The 18,080-nt window shown below is 33.1% G+C and carries 28 protein-coding genes; 27 read left to right on the top strand and 1 reads right to left on the bottom strand.

Annotated elements, in window-relative coordinates:
- Positions 1-15: 15 nt before the first annotated feature.
- The 23 genes from rplP to rplQ all read left to right on the top strand — a co-directional run bounded on the left by rplP (position 16) and on the right by rplQ (position 10,530).
- Positions 16-450, top strand: a complete 435-nt coding sequence (gene rplP, locus HMPREF9629_RS00670) for a 50S ribosomal protein L16 (RefSeq protein WP_009524376.1) — start codon at positions 16-18, stop codon at positions 448-450.
- On the top strand, positions 440-634 hold the full coding sequence (rpmC, locus tag HMPREF9629_RS00665; protein WP_009530686.1) for a 50S ribosomal protein L29: 195 nt from the start codon (positions 440-442) through the stop codon (positions 632-634). Before rplP ends, rpmC begins: the two co-directional genes overlap by 11 nt.
- Before the next feature lie 15 nt (positions 635-649).
- Complete coding sequence (gene rpsQ, locus HMPREF9629_RS00660) at positions 650-913, top strand: 30S ribosomal protein S17 (protein WP_009524374.1); 264 nt, start codon at positions 650-652, stop codon at positions 911-913.
- A 14-nt stretch (positions 914-927) separates the two neighbouring features.
- Positions 928-1,296, top strand: coding sequence for a 50S ribosomal protein L14 (gene rplN / locus HMPREF9629_RS00655; RefSeq protein WP_009524373.1), 369 nt, complete (start codon positions 928-930; stop codon positions 1,294-1,296).
- Positions 1,297-1,311: 15 nt separating this feature from the next.
- Positions 1,312-1,620 (top strand): 50S ribosomal protein L24, encoded by a 309-nt coding sequence (gene rplX / locus HMPREF9629_RS00650; protein WP_009524372.1) that lies wholly within the window; start codon positions 1,312-1,314, stop codon positions 1,618-1,620.
- Between the two features lie 21 nt (positions 1,621-1,641).
- Positions 1,642-2,184: a 50S ribosomal protein L5 gene (gene rplE, locus HMPREF9629_RS00645; protein ID WP_009524371.1), complete on the top strand. Its 543-nt coding sequence runs from the start codon at positions 1,642-1,644 to the stop codon at positions 2,182-2,184.
- Positions 2,185-2,201: 17 nt separating this feature from the next.
- Complete coding sequence (locus HMPREF9629_RS00640) at positions 2,202-2,387, top strand: type Z 30S ribosomal protein S14 (protein ID WP_009524370.1); 186 nt, start codon at positions 2,202-2,204, stop codon at positions 2,385-2,387.
- Between the two features lie 30 nt (positions 2,388-2,417).
- The gene (gene rpsH, locus HMPREF9629_RS00635; protein ID WP_009524369.1) at positions 2,418-2,816 is read left to right on the top strand and encodes a 30S ribosomal protein S8; all 399 of its coding nucleotides are present in this window, start codon (positions 2,418-2,420) and stop codon (positions 2,814-2,816) included.
- Positions 2,817-2,831: 15 nt separating this feature from the next.
- A complete protein-coding gene (gene rplF / locus HMPREF9629_RS00630) occupies positions 2,832-3,374 on the top strand; it encodes a 50S ribosomal protein L6 (protein WP_009524368.1) in 543 nt (180 codons plus the stop codon).
- 19 nt (positions 3,375-3,393) lie between these two features.
- On the top strand, positions 3,394-3,762 hold the full coding sequence (gene rplR, locus HMPREF9629_RS00625) for a 50S ribosomal protein L18 (RefSeq protein ID WP_009524367.1): 369 nt from the start codon (positions 3,394-3,396) through the stop codon (positions 3,760-3,762).
- An 18-nt stretch (positions 3,763-3,780) separates the two neighbouring features.
- On the top strand, positions 3,781-4,287 hold the full coding sequence (gene rpsE, locus HMPREF9629_RS00620) for a 30S ribosomal protein S5 (protein ID WP_009524366.1): 507 nt from the start codon (positions 3,781-3,783) through the stop codon (positions 4,285-4,287).
- Between the two features lie 12 nt (positions 4,288-4,299).
- Positions 4,300-4,479 carry a 50S ribosomal protein L30 gene (gene rpmD / locus HMPREF9629_RS00615; protein ID WP_009524365.1) on the top strand — a complete coding sequence of 60 codons (180 nt, stop codon included), beginning with the start codon at positions 4,300-4,302 and terminating at the stop codon, positions 4,477-4,479.
- 14 nt (positions 4,480-4,493) lie between these two features.
- Entirely contained in the window at positions 4,494-4,940 is a 447-nt protein-coding gene (gene rplO / locus HMPREF9629_RS00610; RefSeq protein WP_009524364.1) for a 50S ribosomal protein L15, read from the top strand.
- Positions 4,940-6,214, top strand: a complete 1,275-nt coding sequence (gene secY, locus HMPREF9629_RS00605; RefSeq protein ID WP_009524363.1) for a preprotein translocase subunit SecY — start codon at positions 4,940-4,942, stop codon at positions 6,212-6,214. The genes rplO and secY overlap by 1 nt, the downstream gene beginning before the upstream one ends.
- A 25-nt stretch (positions 6,215-6,239) precedes the next feature.
- Positions 6,240-6,890 (top strand): adenylate kinase, encoded by a 651-nt coding sequence (locus HMPREF9629_RS00600; RefSeq protein ID WP_009524362.1) that lies wholly within the window; start codon positions 6,240-6,242, stop codon positions 6,888-6,890.
- Positions 6,891-7,640, top strand: coding sequence for a type I methionyl aminopeptidase (gene map, locus HMPREF9629_RS00595; RefSeq protein ID WP_009524361.1), 750 nt, complete (start codon positions 6,891-6,893; stop codon positions 7,638-7,640). It abuts the gene before it with no gap.
- Positions 7,641-7,651: 11 nt separating this feature from the next.
- Positions 7,652-7,915: a KOW domain-containing RNA-binding protein gene (locus HMPREF9629_RS00590; protein ID WP_009524360.1), complete on the top strand. Its 264-nt coding sequence runs from the start codon at positions 7,652-7,654 to the stop codon at positions 7,913-7,915.
- 14 nt (positions 7,916-7,929) lie between these two features.
- Positions 7,930-8,148, top strand: coding sequence for a translation initiation factor IF-1 (gene infA / locus HMPREF9629_RS00585; protein WP_009524359.1), 219 nt, complete (start codon positions 7,930-7,932; stop codon positions 8,146-8,148).
- A gap of 26 nt (positions 8,149-8,174) precedes the next feature.
- Entirely contained in the window at positions 8,175-8,288 is a 114-nt protein-coding gene (gene rpmJ / locus HMPREF9629_RS00580) for a 50S ribosomal protein L36 (protein ID WP_009524358.1), read from the top strand.
- A gap of 17 nt (positions 8,289-8,305) precedes the next feature.
- Complete coding sequence (gene rpsM / locus HMPREF9629_RS00575) at positions 8,306-8,674, top strand: 30S ribosomal protein S13 (protein ID WP_009524357.1); 369 nt, start codon at positions 8,306-8,308, stop codon at positions 8,672-8,674.
- A 23-nt stretch (positions 8,675-8,697) separates the two neighbouring features.
- Positions 8,698-9,099: a 30S ribosomal protein S11 gene (gene rpsK, locus HMPREF9629_RS00570; RefSeq protein ID WP_009524356.1), complete on the top strand. Its 402-nt coding sequence runs from the start codon at positions 8,698-8,700 to the stop codon at positions 9,097-9,099.
- Between the two features lie 47 nt (positions 9,100-9,146).
- Positions 9,147-10,088, top strand: a complete 942-nt coding sequence (locus HMPREF9629_RS00565; RefSeq protein ID WP_009524355.1) for a DNA-directed RNA polymerase subunit alpha — start codon at positions 9,147-9,149, stop codon at positions 10,086-10,088.
- A gap of 100 nt (positions 10,089-10,188) precedes the next feature.
- Positions 10,189-10,530 carry a 50S ribosomal protein L17 gene (gene rplQ / locus HMPREF9629_RS00560; RefSeq protein WP_009524354.1) on the top strand — a complete coding sequence of 114 codons (342 nt, stop codon included), beginning with the start codon at positions 10,189-10,191 and terminating at the stop codon, positions 10,528-10,530.
- Between the two features lie 154 nt (positions 10,531-10,684).
- Here the strand turns inward: rplQ and nifJ are convergent, their stop codons facing one another.
- A complete protein-coding gene (gene nifJ, locus HMPREF9629_RS00555) occupies positions 10,685-14,227 on the bottom strand; it encodes a pyruvate:ferredoxin (flavodoxin) oxidoreductase (RefSeq protein ID WP_009524353.1) in 3,543 nt (1,180 codons plus the stop codon).
- 518 nt (positions 14,228-14,745) lie between these two features.
- Here nifJ and HMPREF9629_RS00550 point away from each other — a divergent pair.
- The 4 genes from HMPREF9629_RS00550 to HMPREF9629_RS12375 all read left to right on the top strand — a co-directional run bounded on the left by HMPREF9629_RS00550 (position 14,746) and on the right by HMPREF9629_RS12375 (position 18,046).
- Positions 14,746-16,332 (top strand): putative polysaccharide biosynthesis protein, encoded by a 1,587-nt coding sequence (locus HMPREF9629_RS00550; protein WP_009524352.1) that lies wholly within the window; start codon positions 14,746-14,748, stop codon positions 16,330-16,332.
- 442 nt (positions 16,333-16,774) lie between these two features.
- Positions 16,775-17,236 carry a P-loop NTPase family protein gene (locus HMPREF9629_RS00545; protein WP_009524351.1) on the top strand — a complete coding sequence of 154 codons (462 nt, stop codon included), beginning with the start codon at positions 16,775-16,777 and terminating at the stop codon, positions 17,234-17,236.
- A gap of 248 nt (positions 17,237-17,484) precedes the next feature.
- Complete coding sequence (locus HMPREF9629_RS00540) at positions 17,485-17,943, top strand: 5-formyltetrahydrofolate cyclo-ligase (protein ID WP_009524350.1); 459 nt, start codon at positions 17,485-17,487, stop codon at positions 17,941-17,943.
- Entirely contained in the window at positions 17,906-18,046 is a 141-nt protein-coding gene (locus HMPREF9629_RS12375) for a 5-formyltetrahydrofolate cyclo-ligase (protein ID WP_009524349.1), read from the top strand. Before HMPREF9629_RS00540 ends, HMPREF9629_RS12375 begins: the two co-directional genes overlap by 38 nt.
- The last annotated feature ends 34 nt before the right edge of the window (positions 18,047-18,080 follow it).

Genomic DNA, 18,080 nt, shown 5'->3' with positions numbered 1-18,080 from the left:
AAGGAGGACACATAAATGTTAATGCCAAAAAGAGTGAAACGTCGTAGAGTTCACAGAGGAAAAATGACAGGTAAAGCCAACAAAGGCAATACTATAACATATGGAGAATATGGACTTCAAGCATTAGAACCTGCTTGGATAACATCAAACCAAATAGAAGCTGCCCGTATAGCTATAAACAGATCAGTAAAAAGAGGTGGTAAGGTGTGGATAAAAATATTCCCACACAAACCTGTAACACAAAAACCGGCTGAAACAAGAATGGGTGCCGGTAAAGGTTCACCTGAATATTGGGTAGCAGTTGTAAAACCTGGAAGAATAATGTTTGAAATGAGTGGAGTAACTGAAGAAAAAGCAAGAGAAGCGATGAGACTTGCTATGCATAAACTTCCAATAAAATGCAAATTTGTTAAAAAAGAGGTAGAAGGTGGTGAAGTTGTTGAAAGCTAATGAACTAAGAGATATGAATATCCAAGATTTAAGAGATAAATTACTAAGCCAAAAAAGAGAGTTATTTAATCTACGTTTTCAATTAGCGACAGGACAGCTAGAAAACCCTATGCAAATAAGAAATGTCAAAAAAGACATAGCGAGAATAAATACAATAATAACAGAAAAACAAACTCAAGCTTAGTATGAAAGGAAGAATATGATGGAAAAGAAAAAATCCAGAAAATTTAGAATAGGTTATGTTACATCTGATAAAATGGACAAAACCGTAGTAGTTTCAATAGTAGAATTGATTCGTCATCCTTTATACTCAAAAGCAGTAAAAAGAACAAAGAAATTTAAGGCTCACGATGAGCAAAATGCTTGTAAAATAGGAGATAAAGTAAGAATAGGCGAAACAAGACCACTATCAAGAGAAAAAAGATGGGAAGTAGTACAAATATTGGAAAAAGCTGCCCAATAGTATAGGAGGTTAAGATGATTCAGCAAGAAACAAGACTAAAAGTAGCTGACAATTCAGGTGCAAAAGAATTACTTTGCATAAGAGTTCTTGGCGGTTCAAATAGAAAGATAGCAGGAATAGGCGATATAATAGTTGCTTCCGTAAAATCTGCAACACCAGGTGGCGTTGTAAAAAAGGGTAAAGTAGTAAAAGCTGTAATAGTTAGAACAAAATCAGCCTTAAAAAGAAAAGATGGAAGTTATGTTCAATTTGACGAAAATGCAGCCGTAATAATAAAAGATGATAAGACACCTACTGGAACAAGAATATTTGGACCGGTAGCAAGAGAGCTTAGAGATAAACAATTTATGAAGATAATATCTCTTGCTCCTGAAGTTCTATAATTAGGAGGTGTAAAAGTGCGTATAAAAAGTGGAGATACAGTTGTAGTAATAGCCGGAAAAGATAAAGGTAAAAAAGGAAAAGTGCTTGAAGCATATCCGTCAAAAGAAAAAGTATTGGTTGAAGGCGTAAATATAGCAACAAAAAGCCAAAAACCTAACAAATTAAATCCACAAGGCGGAATAATAAAAAAAGAAATGCCTATACATGTATCAAATGTTATGTACTATGATGCAAAAGCAGGAAAAGGCGTAAGAGTAGGATATAAGATATTAGAAAACGGAAAAAAAGTCAGAATATCCAAAAAAACAGGAGAAGAAATATAATAGCAAAGGAGGGAAGAATTAATGTCAACAAGATTACTTGACAAATATAAAAATGAAGTTGTAAAAGGTCTAATCGAAAAATTCGGTTATAAAAATATAATGGAAGTGCCAAAGCTTGAAAAAGTAGTTATAAATATGGGCGTTGGAGAAGCAAAGGATAACTCAAAATTGTTAGACTCTGCTGTTAGTGAGTTAGAGGCAATAACAGGACAAAAACCTGTAGTAACAAAATCAAAAAAATCAGTTGCCAACTTCAAAATAAGAGAAGGTATGCCAATAGGAACAAAGGTTACACTTAGAGGAGATAAGATGTATTACTTTGTAGACAAACTATTCAACATATCATTACCAAGAGTTAGGGACTTCAAAGGAGTAAATAAGAACTCATTTGATGGAAGAGGAAACTATGCACTTGGAATAAAAGAACAGCTAATATTCCCCGAAATAGAATTTGATAAAGTCGATAAAACAAGAGGTATGGATATAATTTTCGTAACAACAGCTAAAAGTGATGAAGAAGCAAGAGAATTATTAAACTTGATGGGAATGCCTTTTGCAAAATAATTAAGGAGGAAGAAAACGTGGCAAGAAAAGCTATGGTTATAAAGCAACAAAGAGAGCAAAAATATAAAACTCGTGAATATACAAGATGCACAATATGCGGAAGACCACACGCAGTTCTTAAAAAATACGGAATATGCCGTATATGTTTTAGAAACTTAGCATACAAAGGTCAAATACCTGGCGTAAGAAAAGCGTCTTGGTAAGATAATATACGGCAAAGGAGGTAAAAATTAATGTCAATGACAGATCCAATAGCAGATATGCTTACAAGAATAAGAAATGCAAGCAGTGTAAAACACGAAACAGTTGAAGTGCCTGCATCAAAAATGAAAAAAGAAATAGCAAGAATATTGCTTGAAGAAGGATATATAAAAGGCTATGATGTTATAGAAGACTCAAAGCAAGGTATGATAAAAATTCAATTAAAATATGCTGGAAACGGACAAAGAGTAATAAGCGGACTTAAAAAAATATCAAAACCCGGAATGAGAGTTTATGCAGACAGATTGAATGTTCCAAGAGTATATAACGGTATAGGAATATCAATAATATCAACATCTAAAGGTGTTTTAACAGATAGACAGGCAAGAGAAAAAGGCGTAGGTGGAGAGGTAATCTGCTACGTTTGGTAGAAAGGAGGCGTAAAGATGTCAAGAATAGGAAATAAAGAAATTACTGTGCCAGCTGGCGTGACAGTTAATATAGACGAACATAATTTAGTTAGCGTAAAAGGACCTAAGGGAAGTTTATCACAAGCTATATCTAAAGATATGATAATAGAGCAAAATGATGGAAAGATATTGGTAAAAAGACCATCAGATAATAAAGAGCATAGATCATTACACGGATTATCAAGAACACTTATAAACAATATGATAGTAGGTGTAACAGAAGGATACAGCAAGAAATTGGAAATAGTAGGTGTAGGATATAGAGCAGCAAAACAAGGCAAAAAACTTACACTAAGCTTAGGATTTTCACACCCGGTAGAAATGGAAGACCCTCAAGGTATAGAAGTAGAAGTACCGTCACAAACAGAAATAATAGTAAAAGGTATAGATAAACAACAAGTTGGAAACTATGCATCAAAAATAAGAGACTGGAGAAAACCTGAACCATATAAAGGTAAAGGTATCAAATATTCCGGTGAACATATAAGAAGAAAAGAAGGAAAAACAGGTAAAAAATAGATAAAGGGGTGAAATATAAGTGTTTAACAAGGTCAATAAAAACGAAAACAGATTAGCAAGACATAAAAGAGTTCGTAAAAAAATATCAGGAACACCTGAAAGACCAAGAATGAACGTGTTTAAAAGTGCGAGAAACATATATGTTCAAATAATAGATGATATTAATAGAGTAACATTGGTTTCTGCATCAACAATAGATAAAGAAATAAACTTAGACGGAGTATATGCAGGGAATAAAGAAGCAGCTAAAAAAGTAGGCGAGCTTATAGCAAAAAAAGCAAACGAAAAAGGAATAAGCGAAGTTGTATTTGATAGAGGCGGATACTTGTATCACGGAAGAGTAAAAGAACTTGCTGAATCAGCAAGACAAGCAGGACTTAAATTCTAAGAAGAAGGAGGCGAAAGAATGCTAAACAAAAAAATAGATGCATCAAAACTTGAAATAGAAGAAAGAGTTGTTGAGATAAGAAGAGTAACAAAAGTTGTAAAAGGCGGAAGAAACTTTAGATTTGCAGCTCTTGTAGTAGTAGGCGACGGTAACGGACACGTAGGTTACGGTACAGGAAAAGCAATGGAAGTACCTGATGCTATAAAAAAAGCGGTAGAATCAGCTAAAAAGAATCTTATAACAGTACCTATAGTTGGAACAACAGTACCACATAGAATACAAGGTAGATATGGTTCAGGAGAAGTTTTAATAATGCCGGCAAAAGAGGGAACAGGAGTTATAGCAGGTGGAGCAGCTCGTGCTATACTTGAACTTGCAGGTTATAAAGACGTCAGATCAAAATCTTTAGGGTCAAAAAATGCGAGAAACGTTGTTAATGCGACAATAAGCGGCTTAGCTTCCCTAAGAAAAATAGAAGACGTTGCAGAGCTTCGTGGTAAGAAAGTAGAAGAACTTTTGGGATAGGAGGCATTGAAGGTGGCAAGTTTAAAAATAACATTAGCTAAAAGTGTTATAGGAACAAATCCTAAACAAAGAGCTACAGTAGAAGCACTTGGACTAAGAAAAAGAGAACACAGTGTGATAAAAGAAGATACACCTCAATTAAGAGGAATGATAGAAAAAGTAAAACACTTGTTAAAAGTAGAACAAGCATAACAGGAGGTGAAAAGATGGAATTAAACAACTTAAAGCCAAATGCAGGTGCTGTGAGAAAAAGAAAAAGAGTAGGTAGAGGTACAGCATCCGGCTACGGGAAAACAGCAGGTAGAGGACAAGACGGACAACATTCAAGATCAGGTGTTGGAATAAGAATAGGATTCGAAGGTGGACAGATGCCACTTTACAGAAGACTTCCAAAAAGAGGTTTCAACAATTATGATTTTGAAAAGAGATATACAACAATAAATTTAGACAGATTAGAAGGTTTTGAAGATAATGCTGAAATAACAGCTGAAATATTAAAAGATGCAGGCGTTATCAAAAAAATAGAAAAAGATGGACTTAAAATATTAGGCGGCGGAGAAATCAGCAAAAAAATCACAATAAAAGCCAACAAATTCACAAAGTCAGCCATAGAAAAAATAGAAGCTGCGGGAGGAAAGGCTGAGGTGATTTAATGTTTGCAGCCTTAAAAAATGCCTTTAAAATTCCGGATTTAAAAAAGAAATTAGTATATACGTTACTTATGCTTGTTGTATTCAGGGTAGGTTCGGCTATACCGGTACCCGGAATAAATGTAGAAGTTATAAGACAAATGTTGCAGCAGTACAGTTCGTTTTCTTCTTTTTATGATTTGGTTTCAGGGGGGGCACTTAACAACTTCACAATATTTGCTTTAGGTGTAGGACCGTATGTAACATCATCAATAATAATACAACTTTTAGCGGTAGCTATTCCTGCTCTTGAAGATATGCAAAAATCAGGAGAAGAAGGAAGAAAAAAAATAATGCAGATAACAAGATATACAACAGTAGCACTTGCATTATTACAATCAACAGCACTTGGGATAGGCTTTTTCCGTTCGGCATTGGTTGACAGTTCATTTTTAAATCAGGCATCAGTTGTACTTACGCTTACAGCGGGATCAGCATTTTTGATGTGGCTTGGTGAACAAATCACAGAAAAAGGAATAGGTAACGGTATATCAATCTTAATCTTTGCAGGTATAGTTTCAAGAGTACCTTCAGGAGCTATAAAGACATTTGAATTATTGCAGACAAAGGAACTGTCAATAGTAGAGTTTTTATTGTTTATGGCCTTATGTTTGGCAATAATAGTCGGAGTAGTAATGGTGCTTGAGGCGGTAAGAAAAGTTCCTGTTCAACACGCAAAAAGAGTTATAGGAAGAAAAACATATGGTGGGCAATCAACACATATACCTATTAAGATAAATCAAGCCGGGGTTATACCGGTAATATTTGCCTCATCATTTTTAATGATGCCTAATCTGTTAGGTATATTCATAAAAAATCTGTCATATCAAACATTTGTAAGTAAATATTTTTCAACACAAGGACCTCCGGGATTATATGTATATGCCCTGTTAGAGTTCTTGCTCGTAGTAGGATTTTCATATTTTTATGTAGAAATTATATTTAAGCCTGATGAGATAGCAGATAATCTTAAAAATTCAGCAGGTTTCATACCGGGAATAAAACCGGGAAGAAGCACAGCTGAGTATTTACAAGAGGTATCAAACAGACTTACGCTTGCAGGGGCATTGTTCTTGGCGGCAATTAGTGCAATACCAATCTTGATATTAGGGTTTACATCAATACCGTTTAGATTTGGAGGAACATCGCTTTTAATAGTGGTCGGAGTTGCACTTGAAACTATGAAGCAAATAGAAGCTCAAATGGTAATGCGTCACTATCAAGGATTTTTAAAATAACATACAAGAAATATGGTGAGGAAAGATGAAACTTATAATACTTGGTCCCCCCGGGGCAGGAAAAGGAACACAAGCGGCGAAAATATGTCAAAAATTTGATATACCGCATATTTCAACAGGAGATATATTCAGAGCCAACATAAAAAACAATACTGTACTTGGTCAAAAAGCTAAAGAATATATGAACAAAGGTGAATTAGTTCCAGATGAATTAACTTGCGATTTGGTATTCGACAGAATAATGCAAGATGATGCTAAAAAAGGCTTTTTGCTTGACGGATTTCCAAGAAATATATTTCAAGCTGAAAAACTTGACGAAGTTTTAGAAAATAGAAATTTAAAAATAGATAATGTTGTAAATATAGAAGTTGATGATAAACTTCTTATAGACAGAGCAGCAGGAAGAAGAGTTTGTAAAGATTGCGGAGCGACATATCACATAGCATTTAACAAATCAAAAGTTGAAAATGTATGCGATAATTGTAACGGAGAACTCTTCCAAAGAGATGACGATAAAGAAGAAACAATAAAAAATAGAATAGAGGTATATAATAACAATACCAAACCTCTAATAGATTACTATAACAAAAAAGGCAATTTGGTTAACATTGCAGGAGAAAAAGACATAAATATAGTCTTTGAAGATATAGTAAAAGCAGTCGAAAGCGTGAAATAAATGATAACAATAAAATCAAAGTCGCAGATACAAAAATTGAGAGATGCGGGAAAGATAGTAGCACAAACCCATCAGCTGTTAAAAGAGCATATAAAAGAAGGAATAACCACATATGAGCTTGATTATTTAGCAGAAAAATATATCAGAAAATGTGGAGCTATACCTTCATTTAAAGGCTATGGAGGATTTAAAGGCAGTATATGTGCCTCATTAAATTCGGTAGTAGTTCATGGAATCCCGTCCAAAGATGTTGTACTCAAGAACGGAGATATAATAAGCATTGATATAGGTGCATTTTATAACGGATATCACGGAGATAGCGCAAAGACACATGCTGTAGGGAAAATATCGGAAGTAGATAAAAAGCTTATTGAAGTTACAAGACAAAGCTTTTATGAAGGTATAAAAAATGCCGTTGTAGGCAACAGACTTTCAGATATATCACATGCAGTTCAGGTATATGTTGAAAAAAATGGATTTTCTGTGATAAGGGATTATGTAGGACACGGAGTAGGAGAAAAATTGCACGAAGACCCGCAAATACCGAATTATGGAAATCCGGGAAGAGGCCCAAGATTGCAAGAGGGTATGGTGATAGCAGTAGAACCTATGGTAGCAATAGGAACATATAAAGTAAAAGTACTACAAGATGGTTGGACAGCTGTAATGTTAGATGGCAAAAATGCCGCACACTATGAACATACACTTACAATAACAGATGGCGAGCCAGAATTACTAACTATTTTATAAGGAATAAAAGAATGAATTTAGCAAAAGGACAATTAGTAAGAAGTATGGCAGGGCATGACAAGGGAGAATATTTTTTAATTTACGAGATAGTAGATGATAATTATGTAAAAATTGTCAATGGAAAATCAAGAAAATTGGAGAAACCCAAGTTGAAAAAAATAAAACATCTGTCAAAAATTAACAAAGTATCTAATGTGATAGACGAGATAAATACATCAGATATTAAAAGTCAAAATAAAAAAATAATGAGAGAAATTGCAAATTTGTTAGAATAAAATAGGGGGATTAAATGGCAAAAAGTGATGTCATAGAAATGGAAGGCACAATAACGGATGCACTACCTAATGCAAAATTTAAGGTACAATTGGAAAACGGATTTGAAATAATAGCACATATTTCAGGAAAACTCAGAATGAACTTCATAAGAATTTTACCTGGAGATAAAGTCACTGTTGAGCTGTCTCCGTACGATTTGACAAAAGGAAGAATCACTTGGAGAAAGAAGTAACAGTGCAAAGGTAAGGAGGGAGAAAAATGAAAGTAAGACCATCAGTAAAACCAATGTGCGAAAAATGCAAAGTCATTAAAAGAAAAGGAAAAGTAATGATAATTTGCGAAAACCCAAAACATAAACAAAAACAAGGTTAATAAATAGGAGGAGAGTTATGGCTCGTATTGCCGGAATAGATTTACCAAGAGATAAAAGGGTAATCATAGGACTAACATATATATACGGTATAGGTAAAAAAACTTCATCAAAGATACTTGCTACAACAGGTATAAGTGAAGATACAAGAATAAAAGACCTTACAGAAGAAGAAGTAAATCTTCTTAGAAAAGAGATAGATGCAAACTATACTGTTGAAGGAGATTTAAGAAGAGAAGTTTCATTAAACATAAAAAGATTAAGAGATATAAGATGCTATAGAGGACTTAGACATATGAAAGGGCTTCCAGTAAGAGGACAAAAGACAAAAACAAACGCAAGAACAAGAAAAGGTCCGAAAAGAGCAGTAGGTCGTAAGAAAAAATAGATAAAAGGAGGTATTAAAGATAAATGGCTAAACAACAAAAGAAAAAAGTCACAAGAGTGAGAAGAAAAGAACGTAAAAATATAGAAAAAGGTCATGCACATATACAATCAACATTTAACAACACAATAATAACTCTATCAGATGTGCAAGGAAATGCTATATCTTGGGCAAGTGCAGGTCAATTGGGATTCAAAGGTTCAAGAAAATCAACACCGTTTGCAGCGCAAATGGCAGCAGAAACAGCAACAAAAGCTGCGATAGAACATGGATTAAAATCAGTTGACGTTTTTGTAAAAGGACCGGGAGCCGGAAGAGAAGCGGCTATAAGAGCATTACAAGCAGCAGGACTTGAAGTAACTATGATAAAAGATGTTACACCTATACCTCATAACGGTTGCAGACCACCAAAGAGAAGAAGAGTGTAATTGTTGTTCCCTCGGAAAAAGTAAATTAAACCATAAGGAGGGCCTACATGTTAGGAATAGAAAAACCGAAAGTAGAAATACTTGCACTTGAAGAAGACTATGGAAAGTTTGTATTGGAACCATTAGAAAGAGGCTTTGCAACAACAGTAGGAAACTCACTAAGAAGAGTACTTTTATCCTCACTTCCCGGAGTAGCAGTTACAGCAATAAAGATAGACAAAGTAATGCATGAATTTTCAACTATAAAAGGTGTAAAGGAAGATGTGGTTGAACTCATGCTGACATTAAAAGAACTATCTATGCAAATGGAAACAGATACAGAAGAAGTGATAAGGATAGAAGCAAAAGGTGAATGTGAGATAACAGCAGGCGATATAATTTGCCCGGCAGGAGTAGAAATACTCAACAAAGACTTACACATAGCTACATTGTCAGAAGATGCGGAATTAAAAATGGAGATGTATATAAATAAAGGTAGAGGTTATATATCAGCAGATACAAATAAACAAAAAGGACTGCCTATAGGTGTACTTCCAATGGATTCCATATATACGCCTGTAAAAAAAGTGAACTACTATATAGAAAAAGTAAGCGTATCTGAAAATCCTGAATTTGAAAAATTGATACTTGAAATATGGACTAACAAAACAGTTAGCCCTAAAGACGGACTTTCAGTAGCAGCAAAAATATTGGTAGAACATCTCAATATGTTTGTAGATTTGACAGACAGTGTCAATGCAATGGAAATAATGGTAGAAAAAGAACAAGATGTGAAAGAAAAAGCCTTAGAGATGACAATAGAAGAATTAGACTTGTCCGTAAGGTCATACAACTGTTTGAAACGTGCAAATATAAATACGGTAGAGCAACTCACAGCCAAGAGTGAAGACGAAATGATGAAAGTTAGGAATCTTGGTAAAAAATCACTGGAAGAAGTAATACAAAAATTGCATGAACTTGGATTTACTTTAAAATCAAGTTACGAATAAAAACAACGGATACTATTTTTCTTAAATGCCTATATAAGATAAAAAATATATATTTTATATATGCGTTTAATATATAATAGTATAAGAAGGAGGCGAAAGAATGGCGAATTATAGAAAATTAGGAAGAAAAACTTCACATAGAAATCTAATGCTTAGAAACCTTACAACAGACGTTTTAAAATACGGAAAAATAACAACAACAGTAACAAGAGCAAAAGAAACAAAAAGAATGGTAGAAAAGATGATAACACTTGGCAAGAAAGGTGATCTTAGTGCAAGAAGAGCCGCACTTGCTTATATAACTGATGAAGCTGTAGTAGCAAAATTGTTCTCTGAAGTAGCACCTAAATATCAAGAGAGAAACGGTGGATATACAAGAGTAATAAAACTTGGAGAGAGACGTGGAGATAGCGCACCTATGTCAATCTTAGAATTAGTTTAATAATTTTTTTAAATATTTAAAAAAGTAAAAAAACTGCGAGATGTTCGCAGTTTTTTTTGTGCAATAAAATAGAGGTTTTAATAGTATAAAAAAGACCACCGATAAAATCAGTGGTCTTTTAAAGTTACAGTTATTCAAAGATTATAATATTATCTTACATCCATTTTTCTGCCATAAGTTTGTATTTTTCATATCTTTCTTTTGATTCTGTTTCAGCTTTGTCATATAACTCTTCAGCTATTTCAGGGAATGTTCTCTTAAGTGATGAGTATCTTACTTGTGCGTCTATGAATTTTCTGAAAGATTCTTTAGGTTCTTTTGAATCTAATGAGAACGGATTCTTTCCTTCATGAGCAAGTAGTGGATTGTATCTGTATAAATGCCAGTATCCACAATCTACGGCTTGTTTTTCGTTTGCTATAGTTCTGCCCATACCTTCTTTTAGACCGTGGTTTATACAAGGTGCATATGCTATTATAAGTGATGGTCCTTTATAGCTTTCCGCTTCTTTTAATACTTTTAACAGATGGTTTTTATCTGCGCCAAGAGCAACTTGTGCAACATATACATAACCATAAGATGCAGCCATCATACCAAGGTCTTTTTTCTTAACTCTCTTACCTGATGCAGCAAATTTTGCTACTGCTGATGTCGGTGTAGATTTTGATGATTGTCCACCTGTATTTGAGTAAACTTCTGTATCAAATACTAATACATTAACATCTTCGCCTGCTGCGAGTACGTGGTCAAGTCCGCCATAACCGATGTCATATGCCCAACCGTCTCCACCAAATATCCATACTGATTTTTTGTCAAGATAATCTTTGTTTTCTTTAATTGCGCCTGCTAATTCTTTTCCGTCGCCTGTTATTTTATCTAAAGCTGATAAAACTTTTTCTTTTCTGTTTAATGTGTTTTCGCCTTCTTCTCTATTTTCTATCCAATCTTTAAGAGCATCTTTTACATCTGAAGGTATATCTTTTTCAAGAAGTTGTGACATTTCATTTTCTATTCTTTGTCTTATGGCTTTTACACCCATAGCCATACCATATCCGTATTCTGCATTATCTTCAAATAATGAGTTTGCCCAAGCAGGTCCTCTGCCTTTTGAGTTTGTAGTATATACGGATGTAGGAGCTGAACCTCCCCATATTGATGAACAACCTGTTGCGTTTGCTATTATCATTCTGTCACCAAACATTTGAGTAACAAGCTTAGCATATGGAGTTTCACCGCAACCGGCACAAGCTCCTGAAAACTCAAGAAGCGGTTGCATAAATTGGCTACCTTTTAGTGAGTTTCTGTCAAGTATATCATCTTTATATCCTATGTTTTTATGTGCATAGTCAAATAATTTTCCGTACTCGTCTTTTAATGATTCAAATGAAGTCATTTCAAGAGCTTTTTCGCCTTTTTTACCAGGACAAACATCGGCGCAGTTTCCACAACCTGTACAGTCGTATGGGCTTACTTGTATTCTATATTCAAGACCTTCAAGACCTTTTCCTACTGCTTTTAATGTGTCGAATCCTTCAGGTGCATTTGCTTTTTGATTTTCATCTAAAAGATATGGTCTTATAGCGGCATGAGGGCATACAAATGAACATTGGTTACATTGTATACAATTTTCTATTTTCCATTGAGGAACGTGTGTTGCTATACCGCGTTTTTCATATTCTGAAGCACCTGCCGGCACTTTACCGTCCTCGTATCCTACAAATGTAGATACAGGTAGAGAGTCTCCGTCCTGCGCATTTACAACGCTTAGTATATTTTTTATATAATCAGGAGCATCGTTGTTTTGTTTTGTTGCTATTTTTTCATTTCCAAGAGCTGCCCAAGATTCAGGTACTTTTACTTCATGTATAGCATTTGCTCCAAGGTCAACAGCTTTGAAGTTCATATCCAATATTTCCTGACCTTTTTTACCGTATGATTTTACTATTGAGTCTTTCAAATATTTTGCTGCTTCGTCATAAGGTATTACATCAGCCAATTTGAAGAATGCTGATTGCATTATCATATTTATTCTTGTTCCAAGTCCTATTTCAAAAGCTATCTTGCTTGCATCTATTGTGTAGAACTTGATATTATTTGTTGCTATATATTTTTTGATTGCTGTCGGTAATTCTTCTTCTAACTGATCATCTGACCAAGGACAGTTAAGTACGAATGATCCGCCTTCTTTTAATCCTTTTACTACATCATATAATTTAACATATGAAGGAGTATGACATGCTATAAAATCTGCTTCATCTATAAGATATGTTGAACGTATAGGTTTTGAACCGAATCTAAGGTGAGATACTGTAACACCGCCTGATTTTTTGGAGTCATATGCGAAATATGCTTGTGCATATTTATTTGTGTGGTCACCTATTATTTTTATAGCTTGTTTGTTAGCACCTACTGTACCGTCTGAGCCTAATCCCCAGAATTTACATCTTATAGTGCCTTCTTGACGAATAGATAATTTATGTTTAACATCCAATGATAGATTTGTAACATCATCTACGATTGATACTGTGAAGTTATTTTTCGGATTTTCTGATTCCAAGTTTTCAAATACTGTCAATATATCAGTAGGAATAGTATCTTTTGAACCAAGACCATATCTTCCTCCTATTATCATAGGACGATTTTCTTTTCCGAAATATACTGATTCTACATCAAGATGTAGAGGTTCTGCCGGGGCTCCCGGTTCTTTTGTTCTGTCAAGAACAGCTAATCTTTTTACTGTTTTAGGTAAAACATCTAAGAAGTAATCGGCAACGAAAGGTCTGTATAAATGTACTTTTATCAAACCGACTTTTTTACCGTTTGCATTTAAGTGGTCAACAACCTCTTCGATAGTTTCAGTAACTGAACCCATAGCTACTATTACATCTGTTGCATCAGGTGCACCGTAGTAGTTGAAAGGCTTATATTCTCTGCCTGTCAATTTTGATATTTCTACCATATAATCGGCAACTATTTTTGGAACAGCGTTATAAAATACATTTGATGCTTCCCTTGCTTGGAAGAATATATCAGGATTTTGTGCTGTACCTTTTGTATATGGATGGTTAGGGTCAAGTGCTTTTGCTCTGAATTCAGCAAGTGCTTCTTGGTCAACCAATTTTGCCAAATCTTCAAAATCTATAGTTTCTATTTTTTGTATTTCATGTGAAGTTCTGAAACCGTCAAAGAAGTGCATAAAAGGAACTTTTGACTTAATTGCTGCAAGGTGAGCTATACCTCCTAAGTCCATAACTTCTTGGACAGAGCCGGAACATAGCATAGCAAAACCTGTTTGTCTTGCAGACATAACGTCTGAGTGATCTCCGAATATTGATAGTGCATGAGATGCCAAAGCTCTTGCAGATACATGGAATACACCCGGAAGAAGTTCCCCGGCAATCTTATACATATTAGGAATCATGAGTAGAAGTCCTTGAGAAGCTGTATAAGTAGTAGTAAGGGCTCCTGTAGATAAAGAACCGTGAACGGCACCTGCCGCCCCTGCCTCTGATTGAAGTTCAGATACTTTTACTGTTTGTCCGAACACATTTTTCATTCCGTTAGCAGCCCATTCATCAACAACTTCAGCCATTGGAGAAGACGGAGTGATAGGGAAGATAGCGGCAACTTCAGTAAAAGCGTAAGAAACATATGCGGCGGCAGTATTACCGTCCATAGTTTTCATATGTTTAGCCATATTAAAAACCTCCTAAATTTTAAAAAAATATAAAAAACCTATGTCCTTAAAACTTACGATTAAAAATATTAAGTAAACAATTAGATAGCCCTTACTAATTTTATTTAATACAAGAAGTTGTAAAAACATATTTTAATCTGTAAATTGTAAGAATTCGTGATAAAATATTCAAATAAATATTTTTCCAACATTAAATAAACATAACTTAAAAAATGAATGATTTTTGACAAAAAAATATCAATTTTTATCAAAATAAACAGATTATTTGAAAAAAATATATATTAAAATACTATTATCACTTGAAATTAAAAAATTATTAATTTCTATTTATAACATTATAACAAATTTATACTTTATTATCAATTAGTTTTTTTGAAAAAATAATTAAATGACTTAGCTTAAATTGACAAATATTAAAAAAAGCCTTAAAATAAATTATTATTGAAAAAATTAATTGATAAAATTTTAATTGATAAAATATAGTTAATTAAAATACATATGATTTTTTTGGAGGGCAAATGAACTCTCAAACTTTTTTGGCAGGTACTATGATACTTGCGATATCTAATTTATTTGTAAAAATACTCGGTTCTGTATTTAGAATACCGCTTGGTAATCTGATAGGCTCAGACGGAATAGGTTATTATCAGACGGCTTATCCGTTATATGTATTTGTACTTGCAATATCTACATCCGGTATGCCTACAGCAATATCTAAGATGGTAGCTGAAAGAACGAAACTGAAAAAATATAAGACAGCCCATAAAATATTTAAGATAAGTTTGCTTTTGTTAACTTGTATGGGAATATTATCGTTTTTACTATTCTTTTTCGGAGCAAATTTATTAGCAAAGTTTTTGAATGATGAAAATTCGTATTACAGTATAAAGGCATTGTCATTGGCACTTCTTATAGTGCCTGCCGTAAATGCTTTTAAGGGATATTTTCAAGGTAGAAGCAATATGTTACCTACCTCGCTTTCACAGATAAGTGAGCAGTTTGTAAGAGTATTTTTCGGTTTATTTTTGGCATATATATTAATTCCTAACGGAAAGCCGATTGCAGCGGCCGGGGCGGCTTTTGGGGCTTCACTTGGAGCTGTGATAGCATTTTTTGTAATAATAGTCATATATATAAGACAAAATTCAAAGATACAAAAAGAAATCAATATGTGTGACGAAATATTGGAGGAGGACAGTATCAGCTTGTTAAAAGAGATGATGTCAATAGCAGTTCCTATAATAATAGGTTCGCTTGTCATACCTCTTATGAACACGATTGATTCCAAAATAATAAAAGACAGGCTTATGTCAGGCGGGTTTTCATATCAAGATGCCAATTCGCTTTTCGGGCAATATTCAGGTATGGCAGCTACGATAATAAATCTTCCACAAGCATTGACAGTTTCTATCGCATACAGCATAGTACCGGCAATATCTGAAAGTTATGTTGTAAAAGAGATTAAAAAACTCAGAAGTAATATAGTGCTCGGTACGAGATTGTCAAATTTAATAGCAATGCCTTGTTTTTTTGGAGTTATGGTACTGTCAACACCTATAATGAAATTATTGTATCCTAAAGAACCGGATTCAGCAGGTTCAATACTTTTTGCAATGTCATTTACAATAGTTTTGATAGCACTGCTTCAAACTTTTACAGCCATACTTCAAGCTATAGGTAAACCTATGATACCTGTAATAAACTTGTTTATAGCATCCGTATTTAAAATTGTGATAACTTATTTTATAACACCTGTACCGGCAATAAACGTAAAAGGTGCAGCGATAGGTACGGCGGTTGCTTATGTAATAGCCATGGTTTTAGACTATATATGGATAAAGAAACTGTTAGGTGTAAATTTTAAAATAAAGTCTTCATTTGCCATACCGTTTTTGATGTCGGCAATAATGGGTATATTCGTTAAAGTTTCATATGTACTGTTTTCTATGATCATACCGGGCTCTAAAATAAGCACATTGCTTGCTGTTATGATCGGAGGAGCCGTATATATTTTTGAACTCTTATTTATGGGAGGAATATCTCAAAAAGAACTGATGAGTACATCAATAGGAAGAAAGATAGCAAGTAGAATATATAAAAATTGATAATTATTTTATTGAATTTGAAAAATAAATCAGTTAGAATACAGTCAAATAAATTAAATGGAACTTTACTGAAAAATATTATGCTTTTAACAGTATGGAGAAATTTATTTAATTCGACAGCAAAGATATGAAAATAATGTTGTGAAATTTAGTAAATATAGAACAGTATTTATAGATATCCAATATTAATCATTTTTTTATTATATCATAAATCAACATTATACCAAGCAAACATAAATAAACTAAATATATTTGTTAACTTAAAATTATGCAGTTTACAAAAAGGGGCTGGTGAAAAAATATTGTTTAAAACAGTTTTTAGAGTTTTATGGTAGATTGATTCAGGCTTTGTATATTATGATTATATAAAAACAGTTTTCAAATTGATTTACTATAAAAAATGTAAGTATTAAAATATATTTTAAAATTAAGGAGAATTATTATGACTTATTCAATGATAAAAATAGGAAATAAACAAAACGACAAGCCTAAGTGTATAGTTATTGACAGAAATGTAATAATAGCAGGTGAAACAGGGGTAGGTAAGACAACATATATAAAGAGATTGGCAGAAAACAGCGAAAATGTGTTATATATTACAGCCGACGAGTTTATAAAAGACGATGTTATAAATTTGGAAAAACTAAAAAATGATAAAATAAGTTTAGTAATAGTAGACGATTTATATAAAGTTACAGATGTAAACACTTTTAATGATAAAGTGAATAAATTAAACGCTGAAGATATTTATGTGGGATTGACTTGCTTAGAAGAAACACATATCAAAAAATTCCCTGTGAACAATTCATATATATTGAAATTAAACAAGTCTGTGGATGGATTCAGATCACTTGTATATATTGATGGAAACAATTCAGAAAGAATAAAAATACAACAGGCGTAGTTAAGTTTTTAAATAATGCTTTAAAGTAATGCTTTAAAGCATTATTTGCGTATAAGGAAACTTGCAACATTATTTGTAAATTATAGTAAGTTAATTTACAAATAATGCTTATTTATAATAACGAACAAACAATGGTTTTTTAGACTTTGTATACGTATAACAGCTTATTTTAAAAATTGATCCACAATATAGTATTATATATGTCAAAATAAATTTTTATACACATAATATTAATAAAAGGAGTACTTATGAACAAGAAACAGATGAGAAAAGACATACTTGCTATAAGAGATTCAATATCTAAAGAAGATATATTAAAAAAATCTGAAATCATACTTAATAAAGTAAAAGCAACAGACATTTTTAAAAATTCAAAAAATATAATGCTTTTTACAAGCTTTGGAAGTGAGGTATATACTCACGATTTTATCATTTGGTGTAAAAGAGAAGATAAAAATATTGTGCTTCCGTACATAGATAAGAGTACAGATATTATGAAAATATCAGTTTTTAATTCTTTTGACGATATGAAAGCGGGATATAAAGGAATATTGGAAGTAAAAGAAGAATGTATACAGAGTTTTGATGAAAAAAAGGTGGAGCTGATTATTACTCCGTGCGTGTGTTATGATTTCAACAAATATCGTATAGGGTATGGAAAAGGATTTTATGACAGATTTTTTTTCAAAAACACCGAATGCGTTTAAAATAGGCATATGTTTTGATGAATGTCTCGTGGACAGCATAGAATATGATGAATATGATGTGAAAACAGATATGGTAATTACAGATAAGCGAGTAATAATATAGTTATCATACTAAAATTCAATACAACGATAGAGAA

The sequence above is a fragment of the Peptoanaerobacter stomatis genome (genome assembly GCF_000238115.1).
Lineage (GTDB): Bacteria > Bacillota > Clostridia > Peptostreptococcales > Filifactoraceae > Peptoanaerobacter > Peptoanaerobacter stomatis.
Note: the sequence above shows the minus strand (reverse complement) of the source record. Positions and strands in the feature narration are given on the sequence as shown.